We start from the raw sequence: 15,360 nt of genomic DNA, 5'->3' as shown, positions 1-15,360 counted from the left end.
ACGTCTCATCCTGCTTAAGATGAGCGCATTGTTCGAACAATCGATCAAAAAAACCAATAAGGGGGTACACGATGCTGAAATGGGCATTGATATTCGCTGTCATCGCCTTGGTGGCTGGGGTCTTCGGTTTCACCGGGATTGCAGCGGGGGCCGCGAGCATAGCGAAATTCCTATTTGTATTGTTCTTGGTGCTGTTTGTTATCTTTTTGCTGCTCGGTTTCACGGTGGCCAAAAAGATTGTCGATTAGCGCAGCATGTCATTGCGGTTTCTGAGCAGGCGCGTTGCTTGCTCAAGTGTTACCAGGCCGCACCCGGCGGGTTCAACCCGGGAGCGTCGGATAACGGAATACCGACAGAGTCGAGGAGAAATAATGGTTAGCGCACTGAAGCAAGTAAAGCAGGCCAGCCCCACACAACCGGGCAAAGACGATTTTTCGATCGATTTGGACACGATTCGCCGCCGGGCGCGTGAACACATCAAGAATGGCGCCGTGACGGAGTCATACGCTGCGAACCGTGAAACGGTCTTGAAGCTGCTGAATGAGTCGTTGGCGACGGAAATCGTTTGTACCCTCCGTTACAAGCGCCACTACTTCATGGCAAAGGGCATTCATGCTGAACCGGTTGCTGCTGAGTTTCTAGAGCATGCAAACGAGGAGCAAGAACACGCTGACATGCTTGCGGAACGCATTGTCCAATTAGGAGGTGAGCCGAATTTTTCGCCAGAAGGCCTGTTGACACGTTCGCATTCGGAATATGTCGAGGGTGAGTCTCTGAACGATATGATTCGTGAAAACCTGGTTGCCGAGCGTATTGCAATTGATACGTACCGGGAAATCATTGCTTATCTGGGTGAAAAAGACCCGACTACACGTCGCGTGTTTGAAACGATCCTCGCTGTAGAGGAAGAACATGCGGATGACATGGCAGACTTTCTCGACCCGGATGACGGTGCGAAGGAAAACCACCACTGACAGCCATCTGACGTGATGTTGTCGGCACGTGAGGTCGGATAATTCTTTTATGTCAATGACCGGTGTGGCGATTGCCACTGCCGGTTTTTGCCGTTTCGACGGTCCGGGCAAAGCGGACGATGACGCGTTAGAATGGGTGTCTATCCACCGGAATGGCGCCCTCGATGATTGAGATCCTGATCGCAGATGATCACGCGATCGTACGCAGCGGTCTCGCGCAAATCGTTTCCGACGAGCCGGATATGCGGGTCAAGGCGGAAACGGCGACGGGCGACGACACGATCGCACGGGTGCGCGAAACCTCGTTCGATGTCGTGCTGCTCGACATTGCCATGCCTGACAAGAACGGCATCGATACACTTCGTATCATCAAGCAAATTCGTCCGGACATGCCGGTCCTGATGCTATCGGGTTATCCGGAAAAACAATACGCCATCAGCCTGTTGCGTGCGGGCGCGAACGGCTATGTCGCGAAAGATGTGCCGCCGTCGGAGATTTTACGAGCAATCCGTACGGTCGCCCGCGGTCACCGCTACCTGTCGGAATCTACTGCGGATGCCCTCGCGCGAAAGCTCGAGCAGCCAAACGATGCGTTGCCGCATGAAACGTTATCGGAGCGCGAATTTCAGATTTTTTGTAAATTATCGCAAGGTCGCCTTCCCACCGAAATCGCCGAGGAGCTCCATCTTTCTGTCAAGACCGTGAGCACCTATCGCTCACGCGTTCTTGAAAAGATGGCGATGACGACCAATGCCGATCTGACCTACTACGCGATCAAGAACCGGCTGATCGACTGACGGCTGCCCATCACCCTGCCGGCTTGGCACGCAGCCGCGTCAGGCTGATGACCGTTGCGACCAGCCCCGCGCTGGCCGCGATCAGCAACGACAACTGCATCGCGTGCGCGTCCTGCCGCGCGGCATCAAGGTCCGTCAGCGATGGGATGCCCGCGGCGGAATGTGCATCATGCGGGCGCGGCGTGGTGTAAATCGCCAGTACGATCGCCACCAAGGCGGCTCCCAGACATTGCCCGAATGTTCGAACCACCGCTAGTACGCCAGACGCGTTGCCGCTGAGGGCGCGCGACACATTTCCCAGCATCTCGCGGTTATTGGGGCTTTGGAAAAAGCCAAAGCCCATGCCACACAGGAGCGCCCGCCAGCCAATGTCCCACGGTGTGGCATGCATTGGCAGCAGCGAGAGTAATACCATGCCGATCGTAAATACGAAAAGGCCCGCCGTGGACAGCGCCGCCGGCGGGTAGCGATCGGCCAGTCGGCCTGCATGCGGTGCGGCAAGGACGATGCCGATTGGCCAGGGCGTGAAAAGCAGTGCGGAGATGAAGGCGTCGTAGCCGTAAGCGTTCTGGAAAAGGAAAGGCAGCGCGATGAAGGTAATGCCCTGACCGGTGAACGAAGCGAGTGATGTCAGTGCCGCGAGTGAGAACCGTGAGGACGCAAACAAGTTAAGCGGTAACAACGGCTGTAGGGCACGACGTTGCCGCAAAACAAACAAGATGCCGCAGACGATGGCCAAGCCGGCATAGCCGCCGGCCGTGGCAACGGTGTGCATGTACGTGGCGGGCTCGCCAAGACGCGCGCAGGAATCCGTTGCCATGATTAACGCGCCCATCGCTACCGCTGACAATACCGCACCCGCGACATCGAATGGCGCGCTCGTCGGCGTGCGGTTATCCGGGATCGCGCGCAGTGAAAGCAGTATCGCAATGGCGCCCAGCGGCACATTGATGGCGAACAGCCATTGCCAGCCCAGCACCGTTAATAATGTGCCGCCCAGCGTCGGGCCGATCGCCGTGCTGGCGGCTACCAGTAGCGCGTTGAGACCAAGTATGCGGCCTAACAGACGAGTAGGGAAGACGACACGGTACACCGCGGGGCCGATGCTTAGCATGGCTGCGCCGCCAAGGCCTTGCAGCAAGCGCATGGCGGTTAGCACGTCGAGCGACGTCGACAGGGCACAGCCAAGCGATGCCAAGGTGAAGACGGCCAGTCCGCCGCTGAACAACGCGCGAAATCCGACGCGTGAGGCGAGGGCGGCGAACATGATCAGCGTCATGGCGGCGGTAAGCAGATAGCCGTTGGCGACCCATATCGTGGCGGCAGGGCTGACATGCAGCGCGCGGCCGATCGAGGGCAGCGCGATATTGACGATCGAGCCGTCGAGCACCGCCATGGCGGTAGCGGTCATGACGGCGATCATTGCCAGGCGACGTTCAGGTCCCGGCAGTCCTTCGTCGTATGGTTGTTCCGAAAACAATCCCATTCTGTTTTCTCCACGGCGCCATTTTCATTCCATCATGGCGGTCGAACTTACCGGCAAATCGCAATGTCTTCGCGTCGGTATCGACGCATCGAACGCCAGCAATCAATGCCGTGTCAATAATATCAAGGGAAAATACCTGCTGTGCGCGATAGGAGGTGAAGATGCGTCGCGCTAGGTCGTTGACTTTGCTGTGGTGCCGGGGACGGGACTTGAACCCGTAAGCCTTGCGGCGGCGGATTTTAAGTCCGCTATGTTTACCAATTTCATCACCCCGGCGAGCAAGAGCGGCATTCTAACACTGGTACGGGAATCCTCGCAAAAATCAAGAACGGTCATTTTGTGCCGTTATCCTAGGTAAGCCCATGGAAGTCGTCGCTGTCGTGGGTGTTGCATGGCTGGCAGGTCGGCCGCCTTCCCGCGCTTTTGCGACGAGGATTTCTCTGCCGATTGCAAACATGATTCCCTTCGCCTATCGCCGCAAACGCGCTATTGTTTTATCCGTTGTGGGTCCAACGCGACCTGCGACGCGTGGTGCCGCACCCCGGGCAGTGCTTCAGGCGCGCCCGGCCTTCGTGACCTTGACATGGTTTCATGCGACTGCGGCGGTTATCGTGGTGGCGGCTTTGTTGCCTCAGCGCAGCCATGCTCGTGCGGACGGCAGCGTGATGACCACGAGCGTTCAGGTGTCGTTGAAGATTCAACAAAGCTGTCAGATCGATTCTGCCGATGCATCCGGCGCCATCGCCGCCAGTGGCGCGGCAAGTACCACGAGCGCATCAACGGGCGCCAGTGGCGTTGCCGTGGTTGCTAACCCGCCGACGTCGGGCAATACGACTTTGGTGGCCTCCAGCAAGTCGGCCAGTAGCGGAACAGGGCAAGGCGCCGATGCGGCGCCTAAGGTAAGCTGCCAGTTCGACGAACCCTATGGGATTGTCACTACGACCTCAGCGGACCCCACGGCTCGCGCTGCCGTTGCTCCCGACGGTACAACGCCGTTAGCACGGTTTTGGACAGTCTTGTTCTGATGGATATCGCGATACGGGCGGTTTGTCAGAACACAATGGTCGCGGTAATCGTATCGGTATAACTACCCGGCGGTGGCGCGGTCTGGGCAGGGACGACGCCATAGACGGGAACGGTCTGCGCCAGCCCCGTCCCGACGGCGGTATAGGCGGACCCGGTGGTGCCGTCTCCCCAGATCACGGTGCGCGCCGCATCGGAATACAACTGATAGTTGATACGGTTGCCCGCTGTCGATTGCATGACGCGCGCACCGATATTGCCGCTCGTCCCTGCATTGAGCGAAATCCGGTAGGCATCGTTATTCGTGCATGTGACGCTGAGTGAGCCGGTGGTGGTCAATGGCGTTGTCAGTCCGGTTGCAGCCGCAAACGCGACGTTGGTCGTTGCGATCGTGCAGTTGTTGACCACGGGGGCGGATACGGTGAAACCGAACGTACCGCTGCTGGCCGCAGTGCTACAGGACGGCGCGCCTAACAGATAGAACCCTGCTCGCAATGCCGTCTGCCCGGCCGTGATCGTTTGGGAATAGGTTGTCGTTGCATCATTCAGTGTCGGGACGGTAGGTTGATTACCGGTCACCTGCCCGTAGTAGGTCAGCGTCGCGGACGCGGTCGTACCGTTGCTCGGCTTGGCCAGCGTGACCGTCAGCGGCGTCGTATTCAATGTCGACGCGCCCCACGGGATCGTCCGCGCGTTGTCCGTATAAAGACCATACGCCAAGGTATTGCTGCCCGCGCTCAGCGTGCGTGGCAAGGGTGCCGTCAAGTCCAGGCAGACGAGAACCGTCGGTGTCAGGGTCACGCTATTCCATGTGCAACTTACCAGGATCGAGCCCGTGCCATTCACGGAGGCTTTCGAGATTGGGCTGACGTTGGAAAATGTCAGGTTGGTCGGCGTCGCCGTACAGGTCTCCGCCTGCGCCACGCGCGGCAACAGGCCGCACGCGAATAAGACGATCAGCGTAGCGATGACAGTCGTCCAATCGCGGCGGGGCGTCATCGTAATGCTCCACGCACGCTGAGCGGTATCTCACTTCGTGGCGTCATTGTCCGCACGGCAGGGCTGTCATCCTGCTTTTCCGCTTGTGCCCCGGTCGGGAGTCCGGCACGAGGCGTCTTGCCTACGCCGCCGCCACATACCAGGGGGCCAATTGCCTGCAATCCCCCATTAGTGGCGCGTTGGTAGTCGAAACGTACCTCGCAACTGCGCTGACCATCGGTAATCCGCAGACGATTGGTCGGTCGCAGATCATCCACGAAAGTCTGACCGTCGTATCCGACGATCGTCTCCTTGCCGTTGTCCTCGTTGATTACTCGTAGGCCCGGTGCGATCGGCAGGCGATTCTCATCGACCAACGTGATTGATGCGGCGTCGTAGTGCCCGATCCCGAAACGCCCGAGTACGCCGGTGCGTGATTCCGGCACCAGATCCAGGGCCGTGCTTGCGACCCTGGCATCAGCGGGGAGCTTCATCGCATCGATGCTGACTTGATTATGCTGGTATGCGTTGAGGTCTGGAATCAGCAGCAAGCCACGTGAATTCGTGTTGCCGATGACCCTGTTCTGATGCAGCACCGGGATGTCCTTCACGCCATCGGTCGATACGAGTGCGAATGCATCATCGATACGGCGCGACATCAATGCGGCGCCGTCCATGAATACGACCGCGCCTTGGAGATCGAGCGACGTATTGACCTGCCCCTGGAACGATTGCGCCACCGCAGTGACCTCGCCCGGATTACCGATGTACGAGACCTGTCCTTGATCATAACCCAGCGTGCCCGCGCGGCCGTGCTGCACTGCCCAGCCAAACCCGCCGGCGTAATCGGATGGACGGCTCGCGCTGACGTTGTATGAATTCGCGCCATTCTGACGTCCCATTGTCGTGTTGATCGAGGTTCCGGTGCCGCCGCCGCGACTGCTTCCGAGACCCACGTTCACTGAAACGAAAAAGCCATTGGTGGGTTGGTCGCCGAAGTCCTTGAACAGCGAAAGATTCACGGAGCCGATCGTGCCGATGTTCACCACGTAGGAGAGGGAGCCGATCCGCGAGCGTGGTCCGGTCCTTTGCCGCAAGCCGATATAACTCAATGCCAGCGACTGTCGTTTCAGAAATGGAAAGGAAACGGTCGCGCGGTCCTGTGCGGTCGGCACGACATCGCCTTCTCGGGCGGCGATGTCGCCGTAATTGGCAAGGGTGCGGATCGTTTCCGCGTTGATCGAGAAATTCGGTCGAATCAGTTGATAGCCGAGATCCACCTGCTGGCCCGCATAGCGTCCGGCGCTGAATGCCAACGCGCCGTTGAGCACCCCCGCCTGTCCGAGTCGGACCAGGCCACCGGCCCCCACCACGCCTTGCCCGGTCGACACTTCCGCATGGCTGTTGAGCGTGATTTCCGAGGTGTAGCCATAGGCGGTGGTTTCGCTGATCACGGGCCGCGTATCGTAATCGAACGATGACAGTCCGTAATTCCGCCGGAGAAAGCCGGCTTCCACCGAATAGCTGGTCAAGCCGGTGGCCAGCAGTCGGGTGTCGACATACAGCGGCACCGAGGTGGTAACGGATCGTCCAAGGGCGTCGCGGGTCACGACAGTCGCCACGCCCGCGCCTGTAATACCGGGCACCTGGTTCAGGACGAACGGGCCGGTAGGCACTTGCGAACTGAACTGCCGGATGTCGTTGATATACAAGTCCACCGACGACGGTACCGCGGTCGTACCGCGCAGGCTTGGAATCGGATACGTGACGAGATCCGGACGCAGTGCGAAATTACGCCGCCATTGGATACCTCCCATCCGTACTGATCGCGACCACCCCAGTGATGATGACAACGTGTCGCCCATCAGCAAGGTCGACAGGCTGTCTTGTTTCGAGCGCGTCCAGGAGGTGTCATATCGCGTGAAGCGGGTCTGGCCACCGTTGATGTCGAGGATGCCGGTCAGACTGAAGACGCCGGACGGTGCGAAGTACCGAAATTCGTCGAACATCGACGTACGCCAGCGCGGTGTGGCCTCGCTGTAGATATCGTAGTTGACGACGAGCCCCCGCTGCGACGTAGCGGTCGGGGGCGCCGATATACCGCGAGCGTTCAGGGTATTTGGCTGACGCAGCGCGTCGGGCACCTGCAGAGACACGCTCTGGCGTGCCGCATCGAATGTATAGCGCAGCCCGATGATCGTATCGAGCGAGACGTCCGGCTGTGCGGTCAGGCCAAGGCGGTCCGTCAGAATACCGAGGTCGCGCAAATCACGTCCGCTGGCGGAGAGTCGCCCGTGGCGCGACACAAAACGCGCGATCAGGCCCGTGGCCTCGCCGTTGATCGTGACATCCAGATAAAGCTCCTGCGGCGTGGCCGATCCGTCCGCGGCGCTTGCCGATGGCGAGATGCCTCCGCCGAGGTCCAGACCGCTGGCCTCCGCGCCACCGCCGCGTACGGAGCCTTCGGCTGGGGCACGTGTCGGCATCGGAGCGCCTGGACCGGCCGGACTAGCAGGCGCACGCGATGCCGGTGTCGACACGGTCGTGGATGACGCCGGTAAATGCGAGCCTGTCGGCGAGGTCGATGACGTGGACGGGCTGGTGGGCATGGAGGTTTGCGCTTCCGCATGCGTTAACACGACGGACGCGCCAAGCAGCGGGAGGGCAGCCAGCGCAGCGGTGTACCTGCAAGGGGCTCCGCTACCTCGACGCATGCGCCAGCGCCGGCATTGCCTTACCGGACGAGTTTCGCAGCGATACCGCCGATCCCGGTGACACGCTGACGATTGCCTCGCTGCTTGTCGCGTTGATCATTGCCTGCAAGGGCTCCGTCGGACGCAAGCGCGCATCCTCTGGAATCGGCACTTCCCATTCTCGCGCTTGCCCCGCCAACGCATAGCCTAGGAGACCTTTGTTGATTTCGTAACGATGCTGGCCGTCACCGATATGAACGTTGGCGATCTGTGCGCGACGCACACCGCCATTTGCGGCGCGCAGCACCCATTTACCGTTACGTCGAAAAAGTCGCCAGTCCAGCGGCGGAATGGCGGCATTCATGGCGGCGGCACCTGGTCCGGTACTCGCGCCATTTCCCCCTGCCGCGCGCGCGGCCTGCTCCAGGGTGCCGGCAGTGCCGGCGATGAAAACGGGGACCGAATAGCGGAGTCGAATCGTGACGCCACCGGATGGGGTATCGCTTGGTGTCGGCAGCTCGTCTATCAGCAATCGATAGCTTTGCTCGGTCGCGGACGCGCGCACATTGCGCCGGACCAGACGCACCAATTGCTCGGAGCGTGGCGCGATTTGGATCAGGGGCGGGCTGGCGATGAGGTCGTCGGTGGCCGATAGCGCATCCTGTCCTTCGGACTGATTCCACGAGAAGACCCGCACCTGGCCGTAAAGTGGTTGATCACCCGGATTGCGTAAAGTCAGGCCGACCGCATTGGTCTGAGTGTCAAACTCGACGGTGACGGGAGAAATCTGCAGGCTGGCGGACCACGCCTGTCCGCCCGCCGATAAAAGGCCTGCCAGAACGCTGTACGCCGCCCAACGCACCCAGGTTCGAATTTGATGCGACCCGCGCGTTGTCTTCATGTTGCTACCCTTATCCGCCAGCATGCTTCGGGTTACACGCGAGGCGACCCTCGCTATCGCGTGCGGCGGTAACGGACGATCAGAAGTAGACCGTCGCCGTGACCGTCGTTTGATACGTGTCGGGTCGCGGTGTGGTGTTTTGGGTGGGCACCTGGCCATAAACAGTAAGTGACTGTGTCGCACCGCTACCCGTTCCCGCCACGGTGTTGGTTCCTTGCGTGTTGCCCCACACCGTCGTGCGACCGGTATCTGAATACAATTGGAAAGGCACCGTCGCCGTATTGCCCGTCGCGGTACCCGCCATCAGCCGCCCCGCCACGGTCGAGCCGGATACCGTGCCCGCGTCCAGGCCGACGTTATATGGCGTCGTGTTGGTGCAATTGACCGTCAATGACGACTGCTGGTTGATCGCGGCGGTCAGCACCCCACTGGTACCGAAGTTCAATGCGGTTGCTGCAATCGTGCAATTCGCCTGAAGTGTCAATGAAACCAGGAAGGTGGCCGTTGCCGTGCCGTTCGTATAGACCGCCGCATTGGATACGGTGGGCACGATGGCCAAGGTGGAAGCGGCAACAAAGGCGACAATTGCTGTAGCAGGATGCAGAAACTTTTTCACGATCAACTCCGCGCCATCGCAGATAAAACAGCCAGGAAGCTGACTGTACCCGCCGTCATAAGCGTCGCTTGCATGCAAAAGACATTCGCTATCGTCGGCTGAAATGGAGTCTACGTCTCCCGCATTCCCGTCGACAAACAGAATATCGCATTACGGTATTCGATTTGTATTATAGCGACAGATTATGGTTATTAGAATAATGCAATGCAATTTTTATTGAACGATTGTTTAAATTAATCGTTAAATATAAATTGATTTAAAGTAAATTCATCCGCTTTTCATAAAGAAATTTATCAATATTCATCTCGATATAATCCTTCCTGTTCGTGCCGTCGGCGTTGTGCGGAGGGAGGAGCGTTGCCCTTGTTTCCGCGTGGCGTGTGTCTTCTTTGGTAAAAACCATTTACGGGAACACGATACCGGTCTATTTGTAAGACGCGTCCTACTCGTGAATCGTCCACTGACGGATATTCGACGGAACGAGCGGGCGTGATACTGCACACGCGCCATTGATCTGGCCATGCGGGTCGAATTCGGTCTATGGCGTAGCGCATGTTAACGCATCAGACGCCCGAGGGCGGAAGGAGGCGAGATGAACAAGGACCAGATCGCTGGCCGTGCGAAAGAGCTGGCTGGCAAGGCGAAATCGATGATTGGCCAAGCGACGGGCAAGCCCAGTACTGAGGCGAAGGGGCGAGCACAGGAACTCGGTGGGAAAGCTCAGGCGGCGTTTGGTGATATGAAGGATAAGATGAAAAAAATCGATACGCATTGACGTGCCGGTTTGAAGAACAAAAGGCAAGTTGGGGACGGAGTGAGGTAACCGGCATTAGACCGGCGGAGGGCGACTTCTTGGAAGTCGCCCTTTTTCCTTGCGCACTGCCTGTCATGTGATGGCGCTTTTCCCGTGCATCGTCAGCCATTGCGGCCAACAAGCAAGGACCAAACCGCCCAGTGATCGGTCCCCGGCTGATCTCTTGCGCCACTTCGGTAATTTGTCCGGGTTTGACGCGAATGAATAGCGTTGCGCCGATTTGGCTGTTATTCTCGAACTCCTCCTGCTGGCCGCCTTCCGCTTCGCGGATCGACGCGTCACGTCGTGGTACCTGCACTATCCGCTGTACACGCGCCTGCCGCTCGATTCCAGTTGGCGCGCGTTTCGATCTTGAGTTTGTCATGTCGTATCCCAATCGCTTTCCATGCGCTCTTGCGCGTCTGCTTTGTCTTCCGTTTGCTGGCTTGGCGAGGTTCTTGCCGCCCTTCCTTCGATTCGACGCCGCTGATCGACGTGCCGAAGTGCGGGCGCTGTTGCCGTTGGCATTGCCGTTGATTGCAACGCAATTGGCTGGCATGGCGATGAATGTCGTCGACGTGATCTTGGCGGGGCATCTCGGTCCCGCCGTGCTGGCGCCCGTTGCAATCGGGGCGGGCGTATGGGGATTGGCGTACATCGCCATCAGTGGTTTGATGTCGGCGTTGCCGGCGGCCGTAGCGCATCTTGTTGGCGCTAAACGGCTGGAGGAAGTCTGGCCCTTATTTCGTCAGGCGGCCGTGATGGGTATCGTGTTCGGTGCCTCGCTGTCAGTGGTCCTGTGGTTCGGTGGTCCGGTGGTGATCAATGCATTTGGCGTGACACCCGACCTCGCGCGCGACGCGGGCTATTTCCTGCATGCCATTGCCGCGGGGGCGCCCGCCTTGGGGTTGTATTTCGTCTGTCGCGGTCTGTCCGAAGGACTATCGATGCCGCGACCGAGTTTGGCGTTTGGCTTGCTGGGCCCGATACTGCTGGCGCCTGTTGGCTACACGTTGATGTATGGTGCCGGACCCATTCCGGCAATGGGCGTGGTTGGCTGCGGACTCGCGACCGCGATCGTAGAGTGGTGTATCGGGTTGGGCTTTGCTTGGTATATCGTTTCAAATCGTCGCTATGCGTTCGTTCGGGACGTTGCGGTCACGCGAGCGGGAACCGTTGTGGCAGCGGGGCCGTTTGCCGATGTGAACACGGTTGGAAAACAGCAGTCAGGCGATGGGCCGCTCTCGGACGTCTCCCATCACGCCACTATCCCGGCAAACGCGCCATCCCGAATTGAAACGGCGACCTGGCGTGACCTGATTCGAAATGGTCTACCAAGTAGCGTTACCTGGTTGATGGAAGGGAGCTTGTTTATCGCGACGGCGCTGGTGATCGGGCGGCTCGGCGACACCGCGGTGTCGATGCACCAAATCGCGCTGAATGTGGCTTCGCTGACGTTTATGATTCCCCTGGGGATGGCGATGGCGGTTTCGGTGCGCGTTGCCGGTGCGCGCGGCCGGGGCGATGCCGAGGGGGCGCGGATCGCGGGGCAAGTCGGAATAGCGCTTGCGCTTCGCGTGCAACTCGTCCCGATCCTGATGATGCTGCTGCTGCCGGTACCCATCATCGGGCTATATACCGGAGATGCGACGGTGGCTGCGGGCGCGGTGGTCTTGTTGCGACTGGCAGGCCTGTTCCAGTTGTCGGATGCCCTGCAAGTAACCGCCAATGGCGCACTGCGCGGCTATAAGGACACCCGAATGCCAATGATCGTCACCTTGTTTGCTTATTGGTGCGTCGGGATGCCCGTGGGCATCTGGCTATGCCTCGATATGGATTGGGGCCCGGCGGGAATGTGGTGCGGTCTGGTGGCGGGGTTGAGCGTTGCGGCGGTGCTGCTGACGCGCCGCTTCATCCGTACGAGCCGTGCCGACGTTCGCGCCATGGCCGCAAACCCCGATGTCGCGTCGTCACGAGACCATCGCGTGCTAACCTGAGCGTTTGGCACGATAAGAAAAGGAAATGCGATGCGAGATACCGTGACTGTGGCAATACATGGGCCGCGCGCGTCCCGGCGCACGCGGTGCGCGCTGGCGGCCGTGCTGTCCGTTAGTCTGGCGTGTGGTCTCCAGGGCATCGTGCGAAGCGCGGCAGCTCAGACGACGATGGCGCAAGTGCACGCAACGGCAAAAGCGGGCACCAGCGTCGACGACAGCACGCCGCAGTCGTTGATTGAAACGCTATCGGCGTCGATCTTGCATACGATCAAGGCGGACCCACAAATCAAGGCGGGCGATACACATCGCATTGAACAGGTCGTCAATACGCAGTTGCTGCCGTATACGGATTTTCGCAAGACCACGCGCTTGGCCCTGGGTCCGGCCTGGCGGGATGCGACCGAAGCCCAGCGTGATGATCTGGTGCAGCAGTTTGAATTGCTGCTGATCCATTTGTACGCGGGTGCGGCGGCCAAAGTGGGTGATCAGACGGTCAATGTAAAGCCCGTGCGGGTTGCCGCCGACGCCACCGACGTGGTGGTGCAGACCGACGTCATCAGCGGAGGCCAGCCCTATCCGGTGGCCTATCGGCTTGAAAAGGGCGCGAATGGCTGGCGGATCTATGACGTCAATGTCGCCAATCTTTGGCTCATTGCAGCCTATCGACCGCAGTTCACCTCGAAAGTACAGGCCTCAGGCGTACAGGGCTTGATTGCATTCCTGCAGCGCCGCAATAAAGAACTGGCGCAGCAGGGGGCGGGTACGCCGTAATTTAATTGCCCCCAGCGGTCGAGGCAAGGCCGTGTGCGAGACGCCGTGCGCTGCAGAAATAGGCCAAAAGGCGGAGAATGACGTCTCTGGCCTAGTCGAGTGATATTGCCTATTGCTTTCCGGCATGATTTCAGGGCGGAAGACCGGGCGAAAACTTGACTATTTTGCTAGGGGATTTATACTTGACGAAAGTTGTCGGGATTGATGCGTTTGTCGCGCTACCCGGCTTTCCGACGAAAAGGCAGGACGTTGCCACACGGTAGGAGTAGGCAGGTCCGCATGGTCGAATGGCAAGATCCGACCCGATTCATGCCTTGGCAGTCGAAACACTCACTTGAATGCGAGGCTCCCTGATGAGACTCACGACAAAAGGCCGTTTTGCAGTAACCGCGATGATCGATTTGGCGCTCCGCCAGGACCAAGGTCCGGTGACGCTCGCGGGCATCAGTCAGCGCCAGAAAATCTCTCTGTCGTACCTGGAACAATTGTTCGGAAAATTGCGCCGACATGAAATCGTCGAAAGCGTGCGGGGGCCGGGTGGCGGATACAATCTGGCCCGCCGTGCGGCGGACGTGTCGGTAGCGGACATCATCATCGCTGTCGATGAGCCGATCGATGCAACGCAGTGTGGTGGCAAGGGTGAATGTGAAGGCGCGAAGCAGCCGAGCGGCCATTGCATGACGCACGAGCTATGGTCGACACTGAATCGGAAGATGGTCGAATATCTGGATTCCGTCTCGCTGCAGGATCTGGTTGACCAGCAGGCAAAGGATCAGCCGGCGACCGTGGTGCGCGAGCGTCGTCAAACCACCCAGAGCACGATCGAACCGCCAGCGCGCGTTGTGCCACGTGGGCCGAATTCGGTGTTCAACCTGGCGCGTTCGTGACGCGTTGTGGTGGATGCGCAATGATGCCGATGTCACGACTGGCGCGGTATCGAGCGTAGCGAGTCGTGTTTTTCACGCGACGCAACGGTTTCACGGGATGGCCGCGCTTGACTGCGCGGTGTCCTTCAAGATGGTGGAGTACCCAAGATAATGAATAACGACATTCCTCACCTGCAAACGGATTTGGCCACGTTGAAGTCTCGCCTGAATGTAGACGTCACGATGCCGATCTACATGGATAACAGCGCGACGACGCCGACGGACCCGCGCGTTGCCGATGCGATGATCCCGTTCCTGTATGGGTCGTTCGGGAACCCGGCCTCGCGCAGTCACAAATACGGTTGGGATGCCGAGAAGGCTGTCGAGCTGGCGCGCGAGCAGGTGGCATTGCTGGTTAACGCAGACCCGCGAGAAATCGTTTGGACATCAGGGGCAACGGAGTCGGACAACCTTGCCATAAAAGGGGCCGCGAATTTCTACAAGGGCAACGGCAAGCACATCATCACGGTCAAGACCGAGCACAAGGCCGTGCTTGATACGGTGCGTGAGCTTGAGCGCCAAGGTTTCGAAGCGACCTATCTGGATGTGCTGGACAACGGCCTGATCGATATGGCGGCGCTGGAAGCGGCCATTCGCCCGGATACGATCCTGGTGTCGATCATGATGGTGAACAACGAGATTGGCGTGATTCAGCCGATCGCCGAAATAGGTGCGATGTTGCGCGCGACGGCGAAAGCCCGTAAGACGCCGATCATTTTCCACGTCGATGCGGCGCAGGCAACGGGCAAGGTCGAGATCGACCTGGCAAAGCTGGATGTCGACCTGATGTCGTTCTCTGCGCATAAGACCTACGGTCCGAAGGGTATCGGGGCCTTGTATGTGCGCCGTAAGCCACGCGTGCGGATTGAGGCACAAATGCACGGCGGTGGTCATGAACGCGGCATGCGTTCGGGCACGCTCGCACCGCACCAGATTGTCGGCATGGGCGAGGCGTTCCGTTTGGCGCGTGAAGAAATGGTCAACGAAAATGCCCGCGTCGGCGCGTTGCGCGACCGTCTGCTGAATGGCCTGAACGAACTCGAAGAAATTTACGTGAATGGCGACCTGACGCACCGGGTCGCCCACAATCTGAATATCAGCTTCAACTACGTTGAAGGCGAATCGATGATTATGGCCGTGAAGGATGTTGCCGTGTCATCGGGCTCTGCCTGTACGTCGGCGTCGCTGGAACCGTCTTACGTGCTGCGCGCCTTGGGCCGCAACGATGAATTGGCGCACAGCTCGATTCGTTTCACGCTTGGCCGGTTCACGACGGAGAAGGAAGTCGACTTCGTTATCGCTTTGATGAAGAGCAAGATCAACAAGCTGCGTGACCTGTCGCCTCTGTGGGAAATGTACAAAGACGGCATCGATCTGAATTCGATCCAGTGGGCCGCGCACTGAT

General features: G+C 59.3%; 14 protein-coding genes and 1 tRNA gene. 9 read left to right on the top strand and 6 right to left on the bottom strand.

Going from position 1 to position 15,360, the window contains the following annotated elements:
- Positions 1-71 precede the first annotated feature (71 nt).
- The 3 genes from WM40_RS28860 (at position 72) to WM40_RS17040 (ending at position 1,771) form a co-directional block, all read left to right on the top strand.
- Positions 72-248: a DUF1328 family protein gene (locus WM40_RS28860; RefSeq protein WP_024902343.1), complete on the top strand. Its 177-nt coding sequence runs from the start codon at positions 72-74 to the stop codon at positions 246-248.
- 123 nt (positions 249-371) lie between these two features.
- Positions 372-974, top strand: coding sequence for a ferritin-like domain-containing protein (locus WM40_RS17045; RefSeq protein WP_024902344.1), 603 nt, complete (start codon positions 372-374; stop codon positions 972-974).
- A 164-nt stretch (positions 975-1,138) separates the two neighbouring features.
- Positions 1,139-1,771, top strand: a complete 633-nt coding sequence (locus WM40_RS17040; protein ID WP_024902345.1) for a response regulator — start codon at positions 1,139-1,141, stop codon at positions 1,769-1,771.
- Positions 1,772-1,781: 10 nt separating this feature from the next.
- Here WM40_RS17040 and WM40_RS17035 read toward each other — a convergent pair whose 3' ends face one another.
- Together WM40_RS17035 and WM40_RS17030 are read right to left on the bottom strand one after the other, a co-directional pair.
- Positions 1,782-3,257 carry an MFS transporter gene (locus WM40_RS17035; protein WP_046153457.1) on the bottom strand — a complete coding sequence of 492 codons (1,476 nt, stop codon included), beginning with the start codon at positions 3,255-3,257 and terminating at the stop codon, positions 1,782-1,784.
- Between the two features lie 191 nt (positions 3,258-3,448).
- Positions 3,449-3,533, bottom strand: a tRNA-Leu gene (locus WM40_RS17030).
- An 86-nt stretch (positions 3,534-3,619) separates the two neighbouring features.
- Between WM40_RS17030 and WM40_RS17025 the strand changes: the two genes are divergently transcribed.
- Entirely contained in the window at positions 3,620-4,282 is a 663-nt protein-coding gene (locus WM40_RS17025) for a hypothetical protein (protein WP_024902347.1), read from the top strand.
- Between the two features lie 25 nt (positions 4,283-4,307).
- Here the strand turns inward: WM40_RS17025 and WM40_RS17020 are convergent, their stop codons facing one another.
- The 4 genes from WM40_RS17020 to WM40_RS17005 form a co-directional block, all read right to left on the bottom strand.
- Positions 4,308-5,279 carry a Csu type fimbrial protein gene (locus tag WM40_RS17020; protein ID WP_024902348.1) on the bottom strand — a complete coding sequence of 324 codons (972 nt, stop codon included), beginning with the start codon at positions 5,277-5,279 and terminating at the stop codon, positions 4,308-4,310.
- Positions 5,276-7,744: a fimbria/pilus outer membrane usher protein gene (locus WM40_RS17015; protein ID WP_162199088.1), complete on the bottom strand. Its 2,469-nt coding sequence runs from the start codon at positions 7,742-7,744 to the stop codon at positions 5,276-5,278. Before WM40_RS17015 ends, WM40_RS17020 begins: the two co-directional genes overlap by 4 nt.
- A 214-nt stretch (positions 7,745-7,958) precedes the next feature.
- Positions 7,959-8,852: a fimbrial biogenesis chaperone gene (locus WM40_RS17010; RefSeq protein ID WP_081764805.1), complete on the bottom strand. Its 894-nt coding sequence runs from the start codon at positions 8,850-8,852 to the stop codon at positions 7,959-7,961.
- A gap of 79 nt (positions 8,853-8,931) precedes the next feature.
- The gene (locus WM40_RS17005) at positions 8,932-9,411 is read right to left on the bottom strand and encodes a Csu type fimbrial protein (RefSeq protein ID WP_236693567.1); all 480 of its coding nucleotides are present in this window, start codon (positions 9,409-9,411) and stop codon (positions 8,932-8,934) included.
- A gap of 649 nt (positions 9,412-10,060) precedes the next feature.
- Between WM40_RS17005 and WM40_RS17000 the strand changes: the two genes are divergently transcribed.
- The 5 genes from WM40_RS17000 to WM40_RS16980 all read left to right on the top strand — a co-directional run bounded on the left by WM40_RS17000 (position 10,061) and on the right by WM40_RS16980 (position 15,359).
- Positions 10,061-10,243, top strand: a complete 183-nt coding sequence (locus WM40_RS17000) for a CsbD family protein (protein WP_024902352.1) — start codon at positions 10,061-10,063, stop codon at positions 10,241-10,243.
- A 476-nt stretch (positions 10,244-10,719) separates the two neighbouring features.
- A complete protein-coding gene (locus WM40_RS16995; RefSeq protein ID WP_024902353.1) occupies positions 10,720-12,258 on the top strand; it encodes an MATE family efflux transporter in 1,539 nt (512 codons plus the stop codon).
- A 30-nt stretch (positions 12,259-12,288) separates the two neighbouring features.
- Positions 12,289-13,029 carry an MlaC/ttg2D family ABC transporter substrate-binding protein gene (locus WM40_RS16990; RefSeq protein ID WP_024902354.1) on the top strand — a complete coding sequence of 247 codons (741 nt, stop codon included), beginning with the start codon at positions 12,289-12,291 and terminating at the stop codon, positions 13,027-13,029.
- Positions 13,030-13,382: 353 nt separating this feature from the next.
- Positions 13,383-13,916 (top strand): Fe-S cluster assembly transcriptional regulator IscR, encoded by a 534-nt coding sequence (gene iscR / locus WM40_RS16985; RefSeq protein ID WP_024902355.1) that lies wholly within the window; start codon positions 13,383-13,385, stop codon positions 13,914-13,916.
- A gap of 150 nt (positions 13,917-14,066) precedes the next feature.
- Entirely contained in the window at positions 14,067-15,359 is a 1,293-nt protein-coding gene (locus WM40_RS16980) for an IscS subfamily cysteine desulfurase (protein WP_390173989.1), read from the top strand.
- Position 15,360: the final 1 nt, after the last annotated feature.

Origin of the sequence: Robbsia andropogonis (assembly GCF_000970345.1) — a bacterium.
GTDB lineage: Bacteria > Pseudomonadota > Gammaproteobacteria > Burkholderiales > Burkholderiaceae > Robbsia > Robbsia andropogonis.
The sequence above is the reverse complement of the archived record's forward strand: the minus strand, read 5'-3'. Positions and strand labels throughout refer to the sequence as shown.